The organism is Brassicibacter mesophilus (assembly GCF_050433385.1).
In the GTDB taxonomy this organism is placed as follows: Bacteria; Bacillota; Clostridia; order Tissierellales; family Proteiniboraceae; genus Brassicibacter; species Brassicibacter mesophilus.
In genome coordinates, this window is sequence record NZ_JBNPXI010000021.1 from 1 (window position 1) to 23,910 (window position 23,910).

Annotated in this window: 22 protein-coding genes and 1 pseudogene; 1 reads left to right on the forward strand and 22 read right to left on the reverse strand. The window is 33.7% G+C overall.

Annotation, left to right across the window (positions count from 1 at the left end):
- The 5 genes from HNR33_RS17715 to HNR33_RS17735 all read right to left on the reverse strand — a co-directional run.
- Positions 1-281, reverse strand: a 281-nt coding sequence (locus tag HNR33_RS17715) for a hypothetical protein (protein ID WP_429085894.1), incomplete at its 3' end; no start/stop codon positions are given.
- A 365-nt stretch (positions 282-646) separates the two neighbouring features.
- On the reverse strand, positions 647-1,399 hold the full coding sequence (locus tag HNR33_RS17720) for a class I SAM-dependent methyltransferase (protein ID WP_429085896.1): 753 nt from the start codon (positions 1,397-1,399) through the stop codon (positions 647-649).
- Between the two features lie 399 nt (positions 1,400-1,798).
- Entirely contained in the window at positions 1,799-2,596 is a 798-nt protein-coding gene (locus HNR33_RS17725) for a class I SAM-dependent methyltransferase (RefSeq protein WP_429085898.1), read from the reverse strand.
- Positions 2,597-3,035: 439 nt separating this feature from the next.
- On the reverse strand, positions 3,036-3,698 hold the full coding sequence (locus HNR33_RS17730) for a Type 1 glutamine amidotransferase-like domain-containing protein (protein WP_429085901.1): 663 nt from the start codon (positions 3,696-3,698) through the stop codon (positions 3,036-3,038).
- Between the two features lie 321 nt (positions 3,699-4,019).
- Positions 4,020-4,553 carry an HD domain-containing protein gene (locus HNR33_RS17735; RefSeq protein WP_429085904.1) on the reverse strand — a complete coding sequence of 178 codons (534 nt, stop codon included), beginning with the start codon at positions 4,551-4,553 and terminating at the stop codon, positions 4,020-4,022.
- A 389-nt stretch (positions 4,554-4,942) separates the two neighbouring features.
- Between HNR33_RS17735 and HNR33_RS17740 the strand changes: the two genes are divergently transcribed.
- Entirely contained in the window at positions 4,943-6,151 is a 1,209-nt protein-coding gene (locus tag HNR33_RS17740) for an IS110 family RNA-guided transposase (protein ID WP_429085906.1), read from the forward strand.
- A gap of 265 nt (positions 6,152-6,416) precedes the next feature.
- On the opposite strand, the gene HNR33_RS17745 is transcribed toward HNR33_RS17740, so the two are convergent.
- The 17 genes and pseudogenes from HNR33_RS17745 to HNR33_RS17825 form a co-directional block, all read right to left on the reverse strand.
- Positions 6,417-7,250 (reverse strand): DUF2785 domain-containing protein, encoded by an 834-nt coding sequence (locus tag HNR33_RS17745; RefSeq protein ID WP_429085908.1) that lies wholly within the window; start codon positions 7,248-7,250, stop codon positions 6,417-6,419.
- 439 nt (positions 7,251-7,689) lie between these two features.
- On the reverse strand, positions 7,690-8,232 hold the full coding sequence (locus tag HNR33_RS17750; protein WP_429085911.1) for a GNAT family N-acetyltransferase: 543 nt from the start codon (positions 8,230-8,232) through the stop codon (positions 7,690-7,692).
- Positions 8,233-8,435: 203 nt separating this feature from the next.
- Positions 8,436-9,047, reverse strand: a complete 612-nt coding sequence (locus HNR33_RS17755) for an RNA-dependent RNA polymerase family protein (protein ID WP_429085914.1) — start codon at positions 9,045-9,047, stop codon at positions 8,436-8,438.
- Complete coding sequence (locus tag HNR33_RS17760) at positions 8,986-9,318, reverse strand: reverse transcriptase domain-containing protein (protein WP_429085917.1); 333 nt, start codon at positions 9,316-9,318, stop codon at positions 8,986-8,988. Before HNR33_RS17760 ends, HNR33_RS17755 begins: the two co-directional genes overlap by 62 nt.
- A 5-nt stretch (positions 9,319-9,323) precedes the next feature.
- A complete protein-coding gene (locus HNR33_RS17765) occupies positions 9,324-9,737 on the reverse strand; it encodes a hypothetical protein (RefSeq protein ID WP_429085920.1) in 414 nt (137 codons plus the stop codon).
- 699 nt (positions 9,738-10,436) lie between these two features.
- Positions 10,437-11,315 carry a MerR family transcriptional regulator gene (locus HNR33_RS17770; protein ID WP_429085922.1) on the reverse strand — a complete coding sequence of 293 codons (879 nt, stop codon included), beginning with the start codon at positions 11,313-11,315 and terminating at the stop codon, positions 10,437-10,439.
- Between the two features lie 394 nt (positions 11,316-11,709).
- A complete protein-coding gene (locus tag HNR33_RS17775; RefSeq protein WP_429085924.1) occupies positions 11,710-12,936 on the reverse strand; it encodes an alpha/beta hydrolase-fold protein in 1,227 nt (408 codons plus the stop codon).
- A gap of 295 nt (positions 12,937-13,231) precedes the next feature.
- Positions 13,232-13,774: a GNAT family N-acetyltransferase gene (locus HNR33_RS17780; RefSeq protein ID WP_429085927.1), complete on the reverse strand. Its 543-nt coding sequence runs from the start codon at positions 13,772-13,774 to the stop codon at positions 13,232-13,234.
- 207 nt (positions 13,775-13,981) lie between these two features.
- Positions 13,982-15,328, reverse strand: a complete 1,347-nt coding sequence (gene ltrA / locus HNR33_RS17785) for a group II intron reverse transcriptase/maturase (RefSeq protein ID WP_429085930.1) — start codon at positions 15,326-15,328, stop codon at positions 13,982-13,984.
- A gap of 685 nt (positions 15,329-16,013) precedes the next feature.
- A complete protein-coding gene (locus HNR33_RS17790; protein WP_429085933.1) occupies positions 16,014-16,592 on the reverse strand; it encodes a hypothetical protein in 579 nt (192 codons plus the stop codon).
- Between the two features lie 309 nt (positions 16,593-16,901).
- Positions 16,902-17,351, reverse strand: a complete 450-nt coding sequence (locus tag HNR33_RS17795; protein ID WP_429085936.1) for an NUDIX domain-containing protein — start codon at positions 17,349-17,351, stop codon at positions 16,902-16,904.
- A 290-nt stretch (positions 17,352-17,641) separates the two neighbouring features.
- Positions 17,642-18,457 (reverse strand): annotated as a pseudogene (locus HNR33_RS17800) (GIY-YIG nuclease family protein).
- Positions 18,458-18,616: 159 nt separating this feature from the next.
- Complete coding sequence (locus HNR33_RS17805; protein WP_429085938.1) at positions 18,617-19,321, reverse strand: hypothetical protein; 705 nt, start codon at positions 19,319-19,321, stop codon at positions 18,617-18,619.
- 257 nt (positions 19,322-19,578) lie between these two features.
- On the reverse strand, positions 19,579-20,388 hold the full coding sequence (locus tag HNR33_RS17810) for a phosphorylase family protein (protein WP_429085941.1): 810 nt from the start codon (positions 20,386-20,388) through the stop codon (positions 19,579-19,581).
- A 305-nt stretch (positions 20,389-20,693) separates the two neighbouring features.
- Positions 20,694-21,467, reverse strand: a complete 774-nt coding sequence (locus HNR33_RS17815) for a nucleoside phosphorylase (RefSeq protein ID WP_429085942.1) — start codon at positions 21,465-21,467, stop codon at positions 20,694-20,696.
- A 469-nt stretch (positions 21,468-21,936) separates the two neighbouring features.
- On the reverse strand, positions 21,937-23,118 hold the full coding sequence (locus tag HNR33_RS17820) for an IS91 family transposase (protein WP_429085945.1): 1,182 nt from the start codon (positions 23,116-23,118) through the stop codon (positions 21,937-21,939).
- Positions 23,119-23,466: 348 nt separating this feature from the next.
- A complete protein-coding gene (locus tag HNR33_RS17825; RefSeq protein ID WP_429085947.1) occupies positions 23,467-23,847 on the reverse strand; it encodes a sigma-70 family RNA polymerase sigma factor in 381 nt (126 codons plus the stop codon).
- Positions 23,848-23,910: the final 63 nt, after the last annotated feature.

Sequence of the window (23,910 nt, forward strand, 5' to 3'; positions counted from 1 at the left end):
AGTATGGTGCTTACATTGTGCAGGAACGGATAATACACTGAAAGCGTGGTGCGGTTTTCATATTCATGGGCAACTTTTTTGCTATTATCATAGACGTCGCCTTTGGTGTATAAAACATCGTAAAGCCGAACCAAAAAGGCTCTGAACGCCAGAACACCCTCACGTATGCTCTCTTCACTTGAAACATTTGTATATGCAGGATTGATCGCATATGCTTCGTGCGTTTCGGGCACCATAATTTCCTTCAAATAGCTTGCCACATCCTGAAGCGTTTTTCTCATGTGTTTCACCTCTTGTAATTTATTTTGCCTAATATCTCTAAAACCAATTTGCAAATTCCTGTTTATCTGATTGTATATGAATAATTCATGTGTCACGTGATAGAACTTATATGATTTATCTAATTCGTTCTTAATTGGGGATTTTCTATTTCTTTTTTATTTATTTTTATGTTGATAGTCTACATTGCCTTTAGGGATTGCAGATAACGGGTTATGGATTGTAGTCGTCCTATGTTTTTGATAGGATGACTACAATCCTATGTTATAACATGGGGTGTTATCACTCTTCAAAGACTTTCTTCAAATAACTTTTTATTAAATATAAATACAATTTATATTCTTGATATTATACCTATTTTGCGCATTTATAATTTTTTTGCCAAATAGAGCGCTATTGTGTCATTAAGGACTATTCTATTTCCTGAATTTGTAATTGCTTCTCGAATTCCGTTATAAAAGTTTGATTTATACGGTTCTTGTAATGTAATATGTGCACAACTCGTTCCTAGATAATTAACATATTCATCAGCATTAAAAACTCTTGTCTTTTTCCAATCACGATAATTATAATCAACAAATCTATAGTTAACAATATTGTCATAATTCAATCTACAAGTATACTCTTGTTCAACATGAAAATATTCATCATAAACTTTCTGTATTTCATCATACAATGCCACGTTTGATGTTTTTTCATCAGTTCGAGTCATAAACATAGCTAATGTTCCACCAGTTTTAAGAAGGTTGTACACCTTTGGAAAACCAATCTTTTCAGGTATCCATTGGATAGTAGCAGCAGAAAAAACCAAGTCAAATTTACAATCTCCAAAGTCATAAGTTTCAAAATCGCCGTTTATAATTTTGAAATTATTATATGCACCAAATTTTTTCTTTGTAAATTCAACAAAATGTTCACCAAGTTCAACAGCCAGGTAATCACAACCTGTTTTCAAAAACGGTTCAGTAGCTTGTCCTGTTCCTGCCCCAATTTCAAGTACTGATTTACTTTTATCAATATCGGCATATTTTATAATATCAGCAAAAAGCTCATCACAATAGCGTGGTCTCCACTTGTCAAACTGTTCTGGAATTTTATCAAATGTTTTTCTAAAGTCCATAATTTCACCTCACAAAATATAAATAATCTTCACTAACTATATATATCAATCAGATATAAAGCTTCAAAGTATGTTTCAATCAACCTCAAAGTTTTTCTCTGAAATGATAACGCTCTTTCTTATAACGGTTTGTGTTCATGAAGTCGATGAGTCGGACCCACGAAGTCCTTCTCCTAGGCGGCAACTCGTTTGCCCGACGAATCGATTTGGTGGTGACCATTAATTTCTACCTTACAATACTCTAGAGCCCTTGCCCTAAGCACTTTTCAGCCGCCACCCGGAGCATGAACATGTTGTTATAAGATGTGGGGCACCTACAGAGGCTAGAGCAGCAAGGATGCTGCGACCCAAATAATTACTGTAAAACAACTTTTATTTATGCTTTTTTACATAAACACCTTAGCTTTTTCTTGAAATAAACAAACCCATTTCTTTAGGAATATTTATTGTTCCTTCTTTAATCCGTATCTCTTCAAAAAACTCAAACAATCCATCAAGGTCGCTTTCAGAAAAGCTCGCAAATGTAATTGTTGACTTAATCCAATCAACTAAATCCTGTGTTTCTGTGATTCTAAGGGAATCTTCAAATTCAACCAGTTTTACATCATCAAAAAACTTATGTAATGTTTTCTCGCCATTTTGCATTGTAAATAATAGTTCGGTTTTAAAGGAATCAATTTCGGGATTAAAACGCTTTAATGCGTCATGTAAATATGGACGCATTCCGCCATTCCCATTTGTTGACGCGTAAAACCGTCCGTCATTTTTAAGCACACGTTTTACTTCAGCCAGTGCCTTGTCCAAGTCTGGAATATGGTAAAGCATGTGGTTTGCTATAATAATATCAAACACCTCATTTGGAAATGGCATATCTTGAATATCGACACGTTGTACTAATACATTGTTATACTTTGAGTACTTTTGCCATACTGCATCTACCATCCCGAATGAAAAATCAGTTAAGACAAGTATACAATCTTCAGGCAAATCATCTATGCGTCCATACCATTGAGCAGCATTTCCGCATCCCAACTCCAATATACGAAAGCTTTTGTGGAACTCATATTTTTCAAATAACCAAGGATAAAATCCCTGCTCATTTGTACTATGTTTAGAATGTAAATTTATCCTTGCTGATAATTTGTTGTCATTTGAATACTGTTCTTTCACTTTCTCTCTTTTATTCATTTCAGACATAGTGACACCTCCGAATGTAAATAATTTTCAATTCGCTCTATATACTAATACCCAGCTACATAGTTATACTTATACAATCCGCAACAGGAAGTGGCAGAATCCGCGCCCCATGTCTTATAACGTCCCGGATTGCCGAAGCCTTTGAGCTGGACTCCAAAGGAATGCTTCTTGGCGGAGCTTGTCTCCCAGCGAAAAGGTTTGGGTCGGAGCGTAGCGGAACCGGCAATGCATTGTTATGTAAAGTCGCGCGCCTTCGAAGCTCAGAGGCTGACAGGACGTCAGCCCCTTAATTTCTATCCCTTATATTTCATAATATAATAATATTGTGCAAGAAACTTACTGTAGATTATGCTTATACTGTACGCGACCATGACTTTGCCTGTTGCAGAAGTTTTGCATAAAGAAATTAATTCAGTTAAGCCCTAACCACTCACCACAACTAAAGTGTCTCATCCAACTTCCGAATCTTTGAGTGGGAAATTAAATATACATTGCCTAAAATGTCTATTTTGTCTCCCTTTACACGTACAACGCAATCTTTGTTCGACGCATAAACATTCATTTCTTCTGATAAGGGAGATAGTTCACCTTGAATCTGCGCAATGTTATTTTCAAGATCAAAATGAGACAGGACAGAAAAATCGTCAAGGCCGATACCGTCGTAAATAGAGCTTATTTCACCTTTATAGCCAGTGTATTTCGAGCATAACCATTTAGCGGACATGTTTATCGCACCAGCGCTTGTCCCCATCACAACGGCTTTGCTTTTTTTAATCAAATCTGACAATTCATATTCAATCAAAAGACCGTTCTGTTCAACTGTATTTCCACCCAACAAGAAAATGACCGAAGCATTTTGAATTAATTTTTGGGCCTCTTCCTTCTGTACGCCATAATCAATTAAATGATATTCATCAAAAATAATGTTAGCCTGGTCAAGCCACGAGCGTTCAGTAGCACCAACTTCCTCATCTTCATGAAGAAATGGATTCGCGCTAATCATAACAAGCGATTTTCTATCAGTTATATCCTCATGCAACAACCTGACCAGCTTCTCAAGAAAAATATCGTTAAACCAACCGAAATAATAGTGAGTTTTCATAAGTACCTCCTTAGTAAAGTTTATATAATATAAATAATCTGTAGTTCGCTTTATCATACTTGTATGAACCAGTCTCCCTAAAGCCAAGTCCTTAAAACCCGCCACAGGACGCAGCGGACTTGCGCGCGATTTTATATAACGTCCCCTGACTTCCCGACGTCTAACGGTTCAATTAACATCCCCTTCCACTAGTCATGAAACCAATAGATGTTGGGAAGTCAATGTTAGGTGATGTTGCGTACGGAAGCTACCAATATCCATAAATGTGTAGTTGAAACGTAATATATAAATGTTATGTATCAATCTTAGTACCGAAAATGCTTATACTGTTCGCAAAATACCAAATTCAGTTAATAAATTCTGAAACCTACATTTTTCATGTTCCATCACAGAGAAAAGGGGATTATATAAACAATGATGCAAAACATCTGCATCTTTTAATACTTCATCAAATGCAGAATGAGTAGTCTCCTTAGAACTGTGGTTGCGAATAGCTGAACATATTAAATCGGTTTCATTATCAGTTGTTAATGACAACTCCCCAAGAATTTTACGTGCCAAAACTGCACCGTGCTCAGCATGATTTTCAGTATTCATGGTTTTGTAAGAATGTAAATCATGTAACATACCAACTATGGTCGCCAATTCAACATCTTGATTTCTTTTGAGAGCAATCATAGCACACGCTTGCGAAACTCCATAAAGATGGAGATACCCGCACCTTCTTTCTTGAGTGTCTTTCATATTTAATAGAATTTCATCAATATACTTTCGAAGCCTTTCAATGCGATTATCCATATCTTCAGCACGTCCATTATGTAAATACTTTTGAATTTTTTCAATATGGTTTTCCATGTCTTCCTCCGCCCATTATATATATTTTTTTCTAACTTCACAGTTTTTATCTTAAGTTTACAATTTCCGACTAGTACCAATGCCATCTAACGTTTTGGATATATTACGATGTTACACACTCTTTTTGTGGAATATCTGTAAATAGCTTGTTCGTATTATTAGCTTATACCAGTTTAGTCTTGGTATAAGTCTTTTTTTGTCAATAATCTAGATATAAACTAGGTAAAGAACGTATAGTTTGTTGGGGCCTAGATCCCGTCGTTTAAAGTGTTCAAGCCTAGGCTAGACTTGTTACCTCGATTAAGCTGGTTGGGGCTTTGACCCCGCATCACTTCGCGAACCTGAGGAGCTGTTGATGCTTAGGACCTAGTAAAAAAAGGAGGTATTCTATGAATCCAATTTTATCTATTGATGTTTCAAAATCTAATAGTTATGCTGCTGCTTTTCTTTCTAATTCTAAACCTTTTTCTAAGCCTTTTAAGTTTAACCATTCTCCAAATGATCTTAAAAACCTTTTATCTTTATTGGATGAAATGGAGAATATTACAGGCACAGAGCCAAGTATAGTTCTTGAAGCTACAGGTAATTACTCTAAGCCTATCACTTCATATTTTATGAGCCATGGTTATGATGTGATAGTACTAAATCCACTTCAGACACATGAACTTAAGAAAAAGACTATTCGTAAGGTTAAAACTGATCCTGTTGATACTAATAGAATCGCTAAAGTATATTACCTTAATAGCTTCATGCCTACTAAATTGCCTGACAGTATTACTAGCAATCTGAGAACTGCCTGTCGGCATTATGAGGGTTTTAATATTCTCTACACTGAAGCTATCCTTAGGTTAAGAAGTATTTTAGATGTTGTTTTTCCTAATTATGATAAGCTCTTTTCTTCTGTATCTAGCAAGATCTCTCTTAATTTTCTTTCTAATTTTAATACTCCTGAGAATGTATTAAATGCTAATTTTGAAGAGCTTGTACAATATCTTAGAGTGCGTGGTAGAGCCAAATCATGGTCTGTTGAAAAAGCTAAGCTAATAGTAGAGACTGCCAAAGAAAGCTTACCTGATAATACGTCCCAGCAGTCTAATGTTTATGCTTTGGAGCAATATATCAAATTGCTCATTTACATACAAAATATATTGACTGATGTACGGGATCAAATGATTAAATGGGCTAAGCGTTCTCCTCAATACGAGCTTCTCCTATCCATTCCTGGAGTTGGAGATATGACAGCCTCTACTATTCTCTCAGAGATCGGTGATATTACTAGATTCCCTACTGAAAAACAGATTGTGGCATTCGCTGGAATTGATCCATCTGTTTATCAATCGGGAACCTTTAGAGCTTCTAACAACAAAATATCTAAACGTGGATCAACATATCTTAGAAAGGCTTTATATCAAGCTACGTGTGCTGGAATTTATAGAAGGTCTAGTGGATATGCAAATACTACATTAAGAGCTTATTATGATAAAAAAATAGCTGAAGGAAAGCCTTCTAAAGTAACTATTATTGCTACTTGTAACAAATTATTAAGGATTATTTATGCTATCTTAAAGAGCGGTAAAACATTTAATTTAAATCATTAATTAGTATAGATTATTACCTTGCAGTAGCACTTTTAAAACCTATTTTTTAATAGGCTTGTTTACTATGCCTATTTTTACTATATTCTACTTTTTTTCAAAAAACCCTTGACAACTATTAGCTGGTTTATCTGTTGTAGTATCCCCAAAGAATTCCGTAACATCCAAATTTCTTACACAACATAAGAAAGAGACGACTTAACTAACACTAAAATTATGCTACTACAGCTCTACAAATTGGAATCTATTACTTGTCTATATAATCGGTTTATGAGTAATCCTCACCAAAACGACTTGTTTTCTTTAGCACCTCTTTAACTATTTTTGCTAGTTGATCATACTTAGTATGATCAACTAGTCTAAAGTATAAGCTTTTTAAGAAAAGAGTTACATTAAATTCAATAAATAAATGATCAGGAACTATACCTGTTTTTTCTCTGTTACCAATGCTTCTAATCCATTCTTCAATTTCTTCTACAGGAATTATATCTCTTTCCAAAACCGCCTTAACAGCCGATATCATACGCTCATCCTCGTTGTTAATATATCCGTAGTAATTTATTTTAATTTTTTTATGTATTGAATCTAATATCTCTTTTAATCCTTCATATCCTATTATTTGACATTGTGCAAGTTCCACCAGAGCATCAGCACCGTGGGCCGCCCCATGAGCCCAGCTTTTACCCTCTACAAAACCTCTTACATCCCTGTCCTCATTATAAAATTTCAGAACTTTCTTAAAAGCTTTTAAAATATCACTATCAGATAAACGCTTCCTATGCTTATAGATAACACATGCAGTCACTTCAACGGAAAAACTCCTGTCAAAAACTGAATCTCCCATTTCTCCTAAGCCTTTGAAAATATGTTTTTCGTCCAATGCAATTAAAAATATCTCATATGCTTCTTCTGGTGTAAGAACATCACTCACTATCCATTCTACAAGAATGTCAAAAGCCAAGTCATTACGCAGTTCACCGTCAGTATCTCCTATATAATCCATCAGCTCTAAGGATAATTTATATGGGTTCACCCCCTCTGGTACTGTGTATTTGTTATCTTTTATATTTCTTAATAATGTCTTTAATGCTTTTCTTTCCATATATTTCCGCCAACCTCTCATTATTTTTTGAGTTCACTTCTCTTGCCATAGATTACCATATCTTTTCTCAAAAGCCTTTATTATACATCTTTCACCTACTTATTATATTATTTTCACTACTAAAGTAATCCTTCATGGAATACTCTCTATTCTTAACTTTATGTAGTACCTCATGTAATGCTTCATAATAATCTACTATTATGTTTTATCTATCTTATATATTTTTTATTTTTTCTGTTATTTTGCTATTACAGATAACAGTCTTGTGTTCACGACGTCGCTTGAACCGGACACAAATAGCTAGACCGTCTTGGCGGTGCTCGCACCCGGTGAAGTGATGTGGTCTGACTTGCCCTCTTGAACGTTCTCGCTAGGACCCTTGCGTGAACATGTTGTTATAGGATGTAGTGAACTCTGTGACAATCCACATAAGATAATTTTACTCGACAAAATCAATCTGTTTTGCCATTTCGATGCGAAACTCTCTCTTATTAACATCTTGATTTGTGTATGCAAATAAATCAAACCCTATGATTGAGAAACCACAACTTTTATAAAATGATATTGCATTATAATTACATGATTGTGTTTCTAAAATAATCATTCTTGCATTTTCTTGAATAGCAGTTAAACATGCTTTTTTCATTAATGCTTTTCCTATGCCTTGTCCACGATGAGATTTTTCAACTAAAATATTTGAAATTCGCATTCTATTATTCCATTGTTCATGGCTTAGTTCTAAATAACCTATTACATCTTCTTTTTCGACTACTCCGAAAAGTTTTGGATTTTCAAGCCAATCTGATAAAAGTGTATCTTCAAACTGTTTTTCAATTATCTTATCATATTTCTTTTTCATGAGAGAAAAATAAAAACCATTATTATCTTCTACAGCTTCAATGTCATAAAAAAATTCTGTTTTATATCTAAATATTAATTTTTTTCCTTTATATGTTTCATTATTTAATAATTTAATTTCCATAAATGTTTGCTCCTTGCTTAATTTGAATAATTTCAATATTTTATTTCTTTAATCACTATTTTTATTATAGACGTTCAAAGAATAACCCCCACATCACTATGTCCTAGTTACGGTAGACGCGTCAGTCACCTGACGCACTCCGCTCAGAATCCCGACGTGCAGATTTCCCGCACCGGGCTCTTCAAATATACTCGCTTCCGTAATTAAACAAAACATTCTTCTATTCTTATTTGATTATCTATCTTTTCTGTTATCTTCGGTTTGATAAGTCCATACCATTTCATTTTCTTGTTGAATTCTTCCCATGTAAAACTTCTCCTTTGACTTCTTCTGTTTAACCACTTATAGAGTATTTTTTTTGCTGGTCCATAAAAATCATATAATCCTTTGCTATTTCCTATTACTCCATAGTAATTAAAATATCCTCGAAACTTTACATTTAGTGTTTCAACTATGCGTTTTATCCTATTGTGCCTATTTTCTTTGCACCACTGTGTAAACGCTTTTAGCGATTTTCTTAACTTCTTCCTACTTGTCCTTCTTGCTATTATGTCTTTTCCTTTTCTTGATACTGCCCAACGATACTCAAATCCTAGAAATTCAAAGCTTGTGTTTTCGTATTTTCTAAATCTTGAAAAGCTTATTATTTTTGTCTTTTCTTCTGCTAGTTCTAAGCTAAATTTTGCTAGTCTATTTCCTAAGTTTCTATAAAGTTTATCTGCACCCTCTTTGTATCTAAAGGCACATATGAAGTCATCTACTGTTCTGCATAGATATGCTTCTCCTTTGCATGATGGCTTTACTCTTTTTTTCAAACCATATATCTAATGAGTAATGTAGGTATATGTTTGCTAGTATCGGACTTATGACTGACCCTTGCGGGCATCCTGTTTGTGGGTTTATTATTTTTCCATCTACATCTAATATGCCTGCTTTTAGCCATTTCTTTATTAGTCTTAGAAATGTCTTGTCTTTTATCCTTTGTTCTAGCATTGTTATTAGCCATTTATGGTTTATGTTGTCAAAGTAGCTTCTTATGTCTGCTTCTACTACGTAACTGTATCTACCCATTAGTTCTTTTGTCATTTCTTTTACTGCCTTTTGTGCTCCTGTTTTGATCTGTATCCATAGCTACTTTTTAGAAAATCTTGTTCATATATTGCTTCTAGTATATTTGCTGCTGCTCGTTGGATTATTTTGTCTCTTAGTACTGGAAGTCCTAGCGGACGAGTTTTTCCATCGCCTTTTGGTATGTTTACTCTCTTTATTAATCTTGCCTTATACTTTTTGCTTTTTAGCTCTGTTAGCATGGTTTCTAAGTTCTCATCTAGATTTTTCCTGAATTCTTCTGCTGTTTCCTTGTCTATTCCAGATGCTGAATTCTTTTTTATATCTTTCCATGCTATATACAGTGCTTCTTTATCTATCATCCCGTATAAGTTTCCGAATTTGTATTTGTCATCTTGTTTTGCTTTTCTTGCTATTCCCCACAGTGATGTTTGCATTATTTCCTCCAGTCCTGCAGTCCGGATAATGTTTCATTTGCGGGCTACATATATTTGTTAACCCCTTCCCCATGTAATCGGCGTTACCGTCTCAGAGTACTATGGATTAATCCGAATTCCTACAAGCATTGGTCGTCCTCTTTTTTCGATTGGATAGACCTACCGATATTAATGCTATCGGAGCCATAGGAGCCTCCCAAGCTCCTAACAACTCTCTCTATACATGCCATGTTCTTTGACCCCGACAGAACCTCGGGAATCTCACCTCTATCGATTTCTCTGTGTTGGCTTCCGTGACGTTAAACACATCGCCTTCTGTTTTAACCCGGTTACGAGGCTGAATATGCTTCAGGGATTACGGTCTCCCCTATGGCCTGCATAGTTCCCTGTGTACGCTTAGCCTTACTGTTACCAGTTTCGACCCAACACTCGGTATGGATGGTTGGTTAGACCTTATCCAACAAGGACTTTCACCTTGTAAGAATTGTCAAGCTTTCTTGGCGCACTAACGTCTCGTATTTCCGACGTCGCTGAACCGGACCCCCTGAACCATTCTTCGTAGGCGGTGTTTGCACCCAGTGAAGAGATGTGCGTAGCGAACGGAAACATTTTGTTATCAGATGTTGACTCATTCAGCTTAGAAGCCATTTCCCTAATGTTTTTTATTGTTTCTCCAACAAATCTAAACTATCTTTCATATCAGTTTTTATAGATGTCATTAGCTTCTGGGTATTTGCTTAAAAACTCAGTATTTGCCAACATAATTTTTTCGTGATATTCTCGGTAAGAACTACTTAATATTTTAAGATTATAAATAAAAATATCATTGTATCTACTATCTTCTTTAAATTTAATTAAAAGTTGTTGCATTTTATACATAGGACTTGATTTAAACTCTTGTGAATTACGATATTCTAAATATTGTGATATATTATCATTGTTTTTAGCAATATAATTGCTTATATCACTTATCACATTATTGGTAGACTCTTCTATCTTTTGTAAGTCGCTTTCACTTATTTCATTCAAATATTTTGATAGAAATTCTTCTAATTCTTCTGGGATATCAATATTATCAAGAAATTGAATTATCCTATAATATGCTAATACCTTTTCATCACTGTCAATTTTCCCATTTAAGAACCTACCAAAATGTAGGGATAGATACCTTCCATAATACCCTGGAAATGAATGAGTCAATTTATCCTGAATCACCATATTTTCGTCTAATCTTCGATTAATTGTGTCTATTGCTTTATCTACATTATATTCATTATCCAATAAATAGTTTAAGCAATCATACTGTGTTTTCAGTTGTTCTATTTGAAGTTCCTTTTTAATTTTATAATCAGATAATGCTTTTGGTCTATCATCACTCGTAATGATTGTTTTAATATCGGCAATACTGATATTAAGTTTTCTCAACATAGCAATTTCTTTTAATAAAGTTAGATCATTATTGTCATAGCACCTATAGTTGTTATTATTTAATTTGGGTTTAATCAAACCTTGTTTCTCATAATATTCTACTGCCTTTTTTGTCACACTACACGCTTTACAAACTTCGTTTATTAGCATTTTTATCACCTCAATGCAAATTATAAACTACTCCCCTAGGTGACAGTCAATAGAATTTGAATGAAAATTGCATAGATGTTTTTCATTCTACTATAAGTATACATATATTAGGTTCTTTACCCCAAAGGAATACCCTGAAATGAATGAGTCAATTTCTTATAACGTCTTGGATTAGCGATGTCTCTGAACTGGACCTTAGAATATTTCTTCATAGGAGGTGCTTCGCACCCAATGAAGAGATGTCTGCTAATCTAATGTTAGGAGAAGTGTCTCAACTTTAGATTCTATGACGAACCATTTACTAGTAATATATACAGTGTTTTATTATTATAAAAAAAGTATACCTATCAGATTGGAAACCTTCAAAATGAGGTAATAAAGCATCCTTATTATACTATTTTATTCCGATAAGAGATATCAATCCATGTGCCAAGGTTTCTCCCCAGGATAAATAATCATGACTACTATTAAACCATTGAAAATCAACATAGTAGCCTTTAGATATTAAGGTATCTCTTAAATTTATATTTGCATAAATCATTTCCTTATGTTCAAAAACTCCTACATCTAAATAAAACTTAAGAGGTAACTTATTTATTTTCTTAAACTTAGTACTCATCCAGCAATCCTCTTTAGTAGTACTAGAGCCCTCTGACTTGTACCAATAAGAACCTGATTGAGAAAGAACATTGCCAAAAACTTCTGGATAGTTTAATCCTAAATAAGTTGCTGTTAAACCGCCTAAACTAAGTCCACAAATTATGGTCTCTTCTGGATTGTTAGAAATATTATAATTTTGCCTAACCCATGGAATTAATTCTTTTGTAATAGTCTCACCGAAGAAATCACTACACTCCAATTCTTTTTCTCTTGTTTCTTCTTTTGAATCAATAAATATTGCAACTATAGGAGGTATTTTTTTAGACGCTATAAGATTATTCAAAGTTTCTATGGCAGAAAGAAGATATATGTAATCATCACCATCAGTTAAAACCATAACTCCATATGGTTTTTCTTCCCTATGATATCCATAAGGTATATAAACTCTAATTCTACGCTTGTCCTCTAAGTTTTTACTTTCAAATCTATATTCTTCTACATTACCTCTTGTTACACCTCCTGTTTTTTTAGCCCAAATATGTTCTGGTGCCTTAGGCATTTCTATATAAGAGGCTTTATCTTCTCCATTTTCGTCTTGGAATGTAAATACTTTTTTGTTAAATTCATCATATACAATTCTATTATCAAATCTGTCATTCCAATTATTATCTAATGGATCATTTGGTGAAAAATAGTACATTAACCGAGCATCATTTCTCATCTCATAAGTAATATACCATAGGTCTGTTTCCATTATTCTTTCCATTTGAAAATCTTTATAATTATCTTTATATCTATCTCTTCCTATCTCAGGCACAAACAAAACACTTTTACATTCTTTATCACCTTGGTATATAAAAGTAACTAAATTGTTTTTAACCTCATTTTCTAACTCTTCTATTATTGGAGCACCCTTCTGTTTTAAATGGCATAAAAATTCTTCTATGGCTCTATCCCCATACTGTTTAATTTTATCTTCTAATTGAATGATAGTCCTACTTTTTAATAAAGATTTTTTCATACTAAGCCCTCCCCCTTGCTTTCATTCACTATAATTTTTAATACTACTTTTTTATAATGGCCCGTTAGAAGCTACCCAGAAGGACATTTCTTCTAACGTCCCTTTGTTCACGACGTCACTGAACCGGACATCATAGATAGACAGCCTTGGCGGTGGTCACACCCGGTGAAGGGATGTGGTCTGACTTGCCCCTTAAACATTCCCCCTAAGACCCTTGCGTGAACATTTTGTTAGGAGATGTTGTTTTCTCAGCTTCAATTGCTTGCTATAACTTTATTATATATTTCTTTTTAAATTAATTTTCTATCCATTTTTCTCTAGTTAGCTTATAATAATTTCGTTTAAGTATTTTTTCTTTTTTCTTAAATAATTCTTCTGTAGTATCAAACAATTCATAACCTACTGATTCTAATGACTTACAAGAGTTAATATTGTCTCTTAAAGCATCGGCTATAAGCACTTCAACACCTAATATATTAAAAGCATAGTTATACATAAGTTTTCGTGCTTCTTTCATATGTCCTTTTCTCCAATAATTAGAATGTAACCTTTGAGAATCACCTGCTATCAATTTCCCATCTTTTTTCTCAGGGAAAGAAAGTCTCATCATTCCGATGACTTCATTGCTTGATTTTTCTTCTATCATCCATACATATAGTACTTTTTTATATACATTTAATAATTCTTCAATTTCAACTACTGTCTTTGGAACTGTATTGCCAGTCCATTCATGCATTTTTTCGTCTTGGGATACTTTATAATAGTGATACTTATCCTTTCCAATTTCCATCGGACGTAAGCGTACCATATTTCCTTCTAAAGTAGGTATTTCTATCAATTTGCTACCTCCTATAATCTCGAGTTCTTAAATTACAAACTTAATCGATATTCATCATATCTAAAGACCTAATAGATATACTCTGAAATGAGAAATCAATTTCTCCGTCACCATAGAGCCATCAGTCACCCAACGCCCCTGGCACAGATCCCAGCATGCGGATTTCCCGCACTGGGCTCCTCAGTTGTATATCTCTACTTCCGTATTTCAGCAACTAAATTTAAGTTGTTCATATTCTTCTCTCTTGATAAATGGTTTCTGGAGGTTGTACAGATTCATCTTTTCTTTAAATTCTACGTAGTTGAAGCTTCTTCTTTGGCTTCGCCTATTTAACCATTTGTATAGCAGATTGTTTATTATATTATTTAGTTTCCATATGCTTTTCCAGTTGCCAATTACGCCATAGTAATTGTAGTAACCCCTTAGTTTTACATTTATCATATCTATCATTTTCCTTAAGCGACAGTTCCTGTGTTCTTTTATCCATTTCTTCATTGTTTCAATGGATTCCTTGAACTTCTTTACACTTGTTTTATGGGTTATTATGTCTTTTCCTTTCCTTGATTTCTCCCATCTATATGTAAATCCTAGGAAATCAAAGCTTCCATTTTCTTTCTTCTTAAATCTTGTGAATTTTACTAGCCTTGTCTTCTCTTTTGATAGTTCTAGGTTAAATTTCTTTAGTCTTCTTTCTAGACTTATCATGAATTTTTCTGCATCTCTTTTGTACTGAAATGCACATACAAAGTCATCTGCATAGGATATTATCATGCTTTGTCCCTCTGCTTGTGACTTTACTATCTTTTCAAACCATATATCTAATGCATAGTGTAGATATATATTTGCTAGTATTGGACTTATTACTCCGCCTTGGGGTGTTCCTTTCGTTGGCTTTTGCACCTTGTTTTCTTCTGTCATAACTCCTGCTTTTAGCCACTTCTTGATTAATCTGATGAATTGTTTGTCTGCTATCTTTTCTTCTAGCATCTTTATTATCCATGCGTGACTCATGTTATCAAAGAATCCTTTTATATCTGCCTCCACTACATATCCATATCTACCAAAGTTTAATTCTTTTCCAAGGTCTTTTACTGCTTTCTTTGCTCCTCGGTTTCTTCTATATCCATTTCTACTTTCTGTAAATATCGGCTCATATATTGCTTCTAGTATCTTTTTACATAGTGTTTGAAGTAGTTTATCTCTTACTACTGGCAGACCCAATGATTTTTTTCCACCATTTGGCTTTTCTATATGTATTCTCTTTATCAACTTACTCTTGTATCGTCTATTGATAAGTTCTTTTTCTAGTTCTTTGATTTCCTTTTCTAGGTTTATCTGAAATTCCTTTGCTGTCTTTTTATCTATTCCATATGCAGCTCTTTTATTCACATGTCTCCAAGCTTCGCTTAAGTTATATCTATTCAAAAGCCTGTATAGGTTTTGAAATTTATGATTCTTATCTCTAGTTGCTTTCCTTTCGATACCGTACAGTGAGGTTTGCAAACTTTGCCCCAGCCCTACGTGTCTGGTGTTTGTTTCCTTTGTACGGTGCATACTCCTGTTTCCCCCTTCCCCATGTAGACGGCTTTCCCGTCTTCAGAGTAATATGAGGAAATCCGACTTCTTACCATCTATACAATATCTTCTTTTTCGGTTGATTATTGCTTCTTGTATTAACAAGGGATGATAAGACCTCCCAAGTTCCTGACTCTTCTCTTTCTACATACCATGTTCTTGGACCCCGGCAGACCCTCAGAAATCTTTGCCTTTAGCGATTTCCTTGTATTGACTTCCGTGACGTTAAACACGTCGTCATCTGCTTAACCTATTAGTAATAGGGACACGCTTGACGGGGCTGAATATGCTTAAGGGATTACGGTCTCCCCTATGGTCTATAGAATTCTCTGTGTACACTTCACTCTGACTGTCGCCAGTCACAGCGCAACACTCGATAAAGGTGGTTGGCTAGACCTTGTCTTACTAGGACTTTCATCTAGTCAGAAGAGCCAAGCTTCGCTTGGCGTACTAACGGTCTTGTGTTCACGACGTCACTAAACCGGACATCTTGGCGGTGCTCGCACCCGGTGAAGTGATGTGGCCTGACTTTCCCTCTTGAACGTTCCCTCTAAGACTCGAAGCGTGAACATGTTGTTATAAGATGGAGCATTATCACACTCCATCGACTTTCCTAAAATATCAATTTATATATTTGATATTATGTTTATTAGTGGAAGTCTTATCAATTAAATTCATAAACAAATTCACATGGTTTTTCACCTCGACTGTTAATCGGAGACGAAATAATTTTCTTTGTTTTCAGTTTAACATCTAACATTAATTGTAAATGACGGCGAAATGACCCAGCACAACATAAACAGTATGATAAAGGCATATCACGGTCATCAGAATTGCTTTTTGATAGGGCAAGATCTGAAACTTTCACATCTTTACAAACGGTTGCTGAACAAACACACGAATACTTATCATTGTTTTTGTAAACCATTACCGCAGTCAAATTACCTTCATTATTTAAGGCAATATTTTCGGAAGCAAAAATCTTACTATTGAGATAGATTATTTTTTCGTTTAAAGATTCACCCATCAATTCTTTACCGATTTTTTCACATTTTTTTCGATATTCTTTACTGCCCAAACAGGCACAAGAATCCAAAATTTCATACATCATATCAGAATCAAGTGAAGTTTCCATCCGTGTAATGACTTCTACTAAATCTTCGTTTCCAATAATTTCTCTTATAAGTTTTTTGTCAATATTATTTTGCTCTAATCGCTTTTTAATTCCATAAACTCTTGCCACTTTATTTTTTCCCCCTCCATTATATAAATAATCTTCACTATTTAATTATTAAAAAAAATTAAAAGTTCAAACAACAATTAAATTGACCTAAAATCTTGTCTCCGAAATGATAATACTCTTTCTTATAACGTTTTGAGGCTTAGCGATGTCGGTTTTACTCTAGATAATCACTTTCGATGTTGCTAAGGCTCTGTTATATGACGTTTCCTACCCCACATTCCCAAAACGCAATACATACAGCACTCTTATAAGAAAGTCCCAGTCAAAACTAACTCATATTTTTAGATGTTACAAATCTATTCATATTTATCAAAGTCCAAAATTTGAAGTACATCCTTCTATATATTCTTCAATTCTTTTCCTTGTTCCTCTAGATACTCTATCGGGTAAATTATTTAGCTGAAAAAACTCATACCTTTCAATTTCTGTATCTGTTTTACCTATAAGAGAAAATTTATCAGAATAGAAAATAATAATATTATCATTTTTATATTCATTAAAACTGTTATAAACTCCTAATAATCTTATAGAATGCAACTCACACTCTAATTCTTCATGTAATTCTCTTCTAATTGCTTGTTCAAATGTCTCTCCCTTTTTCATTCTTCCTCCTGGAAGAAACCATGAGTCATGATATGTATGCTTTACTAGCAAGATAGAATTCTCTTTCAATAACATAACCCTTACCCCAATTGTTATAGGCTTAGTTATTTTCCAAAACATCCTATTCACTAAATAAATCAACTTTGGTAAGGTCATTATTGTATTCCCCATTTCTTTATAATATCAATTCTTATAGAATATCCTACAGTTACTTCTTGTAAAAATTTTTAAGATTTCATTTTATGAGATTTACAAAGGCTACTAATAGTCCTGCTAGAAATGTTATATAACGTACCGTACTCCCGACGTCTCTGAACCGGACCCTCAGAGCCCTTCTTCGAAGCGGTGCTCGCACCCGGTGAAGAGATGTGCATAGTGAACGGGAGTATTTTGTTATATGCTGTATACCGGTAACATTCCTCTATAACTGCTTTGACTTATTCTTTTCAACTATTAGCTATTTTTACACATAATTCTCTCAAGTCTGACAATTCTTCAAGCGCTAATGGATTCTTGTCTACATTAATCAAAGGACGATACTTCTGTATTAATTTATTTTCTACTTCTTCAAGATTCCCATTAGTTTCAATCCAATTAACTATTAGATTTTCGTCTATCTACTCTATTATTTTATCCTGGTCTTCTAATGAAAACTTATAGTTTTTTTTATTAACTTTATTTTTTAGTGAACCACAGGGTGGTCTATATCCTAAAATAGCTCCAAGACTTCTAAAAAATGTACCGTGACCCTTAGCTCTCAGTTCTTGTTTTAAAAATCTTTTATTTAGACTTTGAATAGCAATACCAATGTAGATTATATTATGATGTCTTTCTTTGATAATTTTATCAAATGGAGTAGGTAATGTAGTGATATCTTTTATTCGAATACAATAAATACCTGAATTACTTGGCATTAAATTATCAATAATCATTGCACTTTTAAAATTTTCTTCGTTCATTAACTCTTCTTCAAGAGACGTATCACTTTTTTTAATATCTATATGTTTTATTTTTAATTCTTCTATCTCAATATGAGTTGATTTATTTAAGCTAGTCTGTTCCCTTAAAAAAACTGTAGAACCATTACGAATGAAAATCTGAGGATAGTTTCTTGTACGACCATGAATTTGATAAGGTTGAATCATAGATCCATCTTTCTTGTGATACCAGCCATTTTTATTTAATTCTTTTGCAATCTCTGTTGTTGTCATGTGTCGTCCTACCTGACTTAATAATTTTTCTATTGCTTCATGAAGTATCATAATTTATCTCCTTAGAATGTATTTTTTGCTCAAAACCATAACTAAAGTATGGCATATAACGTTCAGGCATTTACGAAGCGTCCTAACTGCATTCATCATCCTAAGTTTCGTAAATGCCGTGTTAGGCGAAGTACGGCACCCCATACGTACGCTATAATATTAAAATTGTCTTTCTCCTCTAGTATCAAATTCCACTAAATTGATAAGATTTTTTATTCCTCTATTTCCACTCGTTTTATTCTCTACTCCGTCATCATCTGTTTTAATTTCAATATAATCTCCAGTTAGCAGATTTATATCTTCATAATGTCTTCCTGCACTTGAAACAGCTTGAAACCAATCTTCGCTTGCACCAATTAAATACCAACCATCTTTTTGATATCTAAATCTATAAGATTTACTCCATCTCCAAGCACTTCCACCGTAATGATTAATTAAAAGAGAACCTCGATTTATTTCTAAACCCATAAACGGTTCTCCCATATTACCACCTTCATCTTTTCTTAGAATTGCCTTTTCTGCTTTTACTGCTAAATTATAAGTCATATCTTTGTTACCTGTTGCAATAATCAATATACGTGGAGAAGTTGATTCATTTATTCCATCTCCATTAAGGTCTCCCACTACTTCAGATTCTCCATAAGCCTTAGCAATTTGCCAACCATCTGGAATAAATGAAGTAATACTTTTAATCTCAACATTGTTTTCTATACTATTTGAAGAAGGTTTCTTACCAAGGTCATCTTTCTTGATATCTTGATTAACTGCACTTTTACTTTGGACAACTTTAACATTATCACTACATGCTGTTGCAAATAACGAGATCACTATTAGCCCAAAAGAAAATATAATTAATCTTTTCATTATTTAACTCCTTCATCCCAAAATTCATTCAGTATATGCCGTATTTCGCCTAACGTTCCCGTGTTTACGACGTCCCTGAGCCGGACTCAAAAGATAGACCGTCTTGGCAGAGCTTCGCTCCCGGTGAAGGGATATGGTGCTCTGATCTTACCCTTGATACATGCCCACCAGCACCTCCCGTAAACATGCTGTTATCGGATGGATGGCACCTATCACACAAAGAGACACAAAATGAACCTATAAATTGATTTTCCCTATCATAGCAAAGTTTTTAAAATGATTTTGGGGAAAATATTTTTTCTTACTTCTTTTCTATAGTTCATTTCGCTATCTTCTCCTCCAATTAATAAAGATTTGTTCTTTAGCGTATTATCAGAAACACTAAATAGAGCAGCTAATTTTAAATTTACTAAAGTTGCTGCACGAAATGCTGCAGCAGTTTCCATTTCAATTACATTACAACCCATATTCATTATCTCATCAATGTAAGGAAACTGAGCAACAATAGTATCAACACTGAATGTCTTTCCGATATGCCATTGCACCCCATTTTCTTGACACATTTCTCTTGTAGTATTACTTAACACATTGAACATTTCTTCATCAGGATAACTCAACTCTCCAAAAGGATCATTAGATTTTAATATACTTCCTTTTAAGTATCTACTGATTCCATCACCACATATTGACAACATAGGAATTACTATATCACCAATAGATATGTTTAAATCTAAGGCTCCAACCGAACCAATAAATAGTAATTTTTTACATTTAGTTCCTGCAAGTGCTAGTATTGCATCAGTAAGAATAGGTGCGCCTATTCCGGTTTTTATATATGAAATTACACACTCATCAACATGTATATTCCAAACTTTTATTATTGATTTCTCCTTGCTCAAATAGGTTGTTTCATTTCCTAAATTAGCAAATACATCTGGTTCCCACCAAGGTGCAATAATAACTCTTTCATGAATTTCATCTGGTGAAACTCCAAGTGTTTGTAAACAAACATCTTCAGGTGACGATCCAAACCTTTTCCATCCATCAATCAAATCTTTATATTCCATTGTACCACCTCACAACTTTCAGAATTTAAATACTTTGGTTCATCTGTCCGATAACGGTTCTGATTAGCGATGTCTCTGAGCTGGACCCTAGAACTTCTCTTCGTAGGCGGTGCTTCGAACCCAGTGAAGAGATGTTTGCTAATCTATTGTTAGATGGTGCGGCAATATCTTTTCTCCAACGGTTTTTCGCATAATATAAAGGGTAGGCCTTAACTTCTTACATAGCTTACTATAGATTCTTTGTAGCTACAACAAAGTTATATTTACTGATTCAAGCTTATTTCTAATCAAATTGATTTGAAAATCTATAACTCTAAACATATTGCCATAGATAAATCCACCAGATTAGTTCTAAGATCTTCTAATCTATTCCAATTTCTAGAATCCCATTTGATACCGCTCAGGTCATCTCCTCCATAAAGTATTTGTCCCAGTACAACACTTCTAAATTTAGCAACTGCGAAAAATGCAGCCGCCTCCATTTCAACAGTTACACATCCTTCGGAAACACGTAGATCTATTTTATCGTCTGTTTCACGATAAAATGCATCTGTAGTCCATGTCTTAGCTTCAATAAATGGTATCTCATTCACTTTTAAATACTTAGTGATGCATTTTAAGGCCGACTTACTACATTCAACTTCTCTAGACGGCTTTAAATAATGATAAGATAAACCTTCATCCCTAATTGCCGAATATGGAACAATCAAGTGCCCCACCTGAATATCCTTTTTTAACACACCAGCAGCTCCACAAACAATAAACTTCTTAAATCCCATAGCAATTAATTGTTCAAGTTGTGCACCAGAACCGGCTGCTCCTAAGTAACCTTGCACAATTCCAATAGGTTTCCCATCAACTGCTGTCTCATATATAGGTAATACAACTGTACATGTTTTGAATTCACCAACCTTTTTTAATCTTCCCTCACTTAGCATTCTTTTAATAACATCACCAAAGAATGTGATTATGCAATACTCTGGAACATCTCGCTGCTTTTTAATTGTATCAAAAGGCTCAATTTTAGCTCTTATAGCAGGATCAAACTCCAATATAGGAAGATCTCTTTTTAACATCATTGCTTCATCCCCCTTTTGCATTAATTTTATTTACTTCAAATAATTCTACTATTATGCAATATCTTCTTTTCATTAAAAGATCCCCAAAGAACTGCTCTGAAATTGCCGTGTCATCTAACTCTCAGGATTGTATCTGAAGTTGAAAGCACAAAATAAATAACCCTCATTATTCTAGATTACTAATCAAGAGCTATAACCACTCAATACTTTTTTCAATTTCAGATACAATTCAGTTGAACGATGCCGCATACCACTTTACTATGGGATTTCAATCTTCCCTATTTTCTTTTGTTTTTGAAAAAATCTTTTGTTTTTTTCGAAACTTCTATATAGTTTAAATAATATATTTGATATTTTTTGTATTATTCCTTTAATCTTACAGTAATTTATTATATTTTCATTTGCTCTTCTTAAAAATATGCATACTTCTCCTAAGGACCTGTCCCCTTTAAAACTTCGCTATTTTAGATTAAGCTACTGACATCTTCACGCCTGGCGGCGAATAACATCTAGGATTAATCTTTTTGTTTCTAACCATACTGCCTTTGCCACAACATGGACATATGGTGTAATCAACTCCAGTTAATCTAAGAATTAATTCTTGCCAGCTTTCTTTGTCTTTTGCATTCATTGTCTTTTTAAATACTTTAAGCAGTTGTTTGCTTTTTTTTAGTTTAGTTACTCTATTTCTATTACTTAATATTCCATAGTGCCTTATCTTAACAAATCCACGAGGTAATATATGTAGTAAAAACCTGCGTATAAACTCAAATACATCTAGAGTCATAGTCTTATTCTTATTATCATCTCTATAATCTCTCCACTTAAATGTAACTTTGTTATCTTCTAGCTTTAAAATTCTGTGGTTTGATATGGCTACTTTATGAGTGTATCTACCTAAATACTCTAGTACATATTCAGCACTTCTAAACGGAGGCTTAGAATATACTACCCATTCTTTTTTATAAAGATTATCAATTAACTTTTGAAATTCTTTCTTTACTACTAGCCCGTTTATTATTCCATCAAATTTGAGTTTGCTATTATAGTATGACTTTTTTAGATAATATAGAAACTTGCCCCTAAACAGTCTAGACATTACCTTAACTGGTATGAAGAAATCTTTTTTTGAGCTTATCCATCTTTTTTCATCTGGTGATAATCCTCCACCTGTTACTATACAGTGTATATGAGGATGATCCATAAGATTTTGTCCCCATGTATGTAAAATTGATATAAACCCTATATTAGCTCCTAAATATTTAATGTCTTCTGAAAGCTCTATCAATGTTTCTGAACTAGCTTTAAATAGTATTGAGTATATTTCTTTTTTATTTCTAAGTGTTAGTGGATTGAGTTCATCTGGTATGGTAAATACGACATGAAAGTATTGGATAGGCAATAAATCTTTTTTCCTTTCTTCTAGCCATCTTTCTTTATTAAGGCTTTGACACTTTGGACAATGTCTATTACGACAAGAATTATATGAAATTCTTATATGTCCACATTCGTCACATTTATCTATATGCCCGCCAAGTTTATCTGTACGGCAAAATTCTATATCACTCATAGTTTTTAGGGTATGTAATGGTAACTTGTATTTTTCTCTATAGGCTTCGCCATATTTACTGAATATATCTGCTACTTCCATGTACTCAATCCTTTTGATATCTCATTGGTGATTATTGCCAATCAATATCAAAAGAAACATTCATACCCACGACTCATATGTAGTTTGTTTGCTTTTCAGCCACCGCTGTTAAGCGGTTTAGTTCAACTATTGCATTCCCGAACCCAAGTTCGTTTTTTATTCCGATATAGAAGGAATTACGAACCAAGGTTCGTGAATTTCTGCTTATAGATGACTTTTGCTAATTACATATTATACCACACTTTGGTAAAATATTGTTTATAAAAAGCACTAAAAAATTTAAACTGTACTCTATCGACTAAACAGAGTACAGTTTAAAAAATTCAAAATACTATTATAACTATATATTTAATTATCTACATTCAATGCTTTATTAAGCTTTTTTATTGCTCTTTTTTCTATTCTTGATACGTATGATCTAGATATTCCTAGCATCTTTGCTATCTCTCGTTGTGTTTTACAGCCACCGTTTGCTAAGCCATATCTTAGCTCAATGATTGTCTGTTCTCTATCCTTTAATACTTTATTCATTTTTCCATATAGCTTTTTTACTTGAATTTTGAGGTCGACTTCATCTATTACCTCATCAGGTTCAGTTCCTAGTATATCTATCAGTGATAGTTCATTGCCTTCTTTATCTACTCCTATAGGATCTTGTAATGATACTTCTGATTTTGTTTTTTTAGATGAACGTATTGTCATAAGTATCTCATTTACTATATCCTTCAAAAGACAAAAAAATTTATTAACAACTAAACTATATTGATGTTAAAAGCTCCTTTTTATAAACCA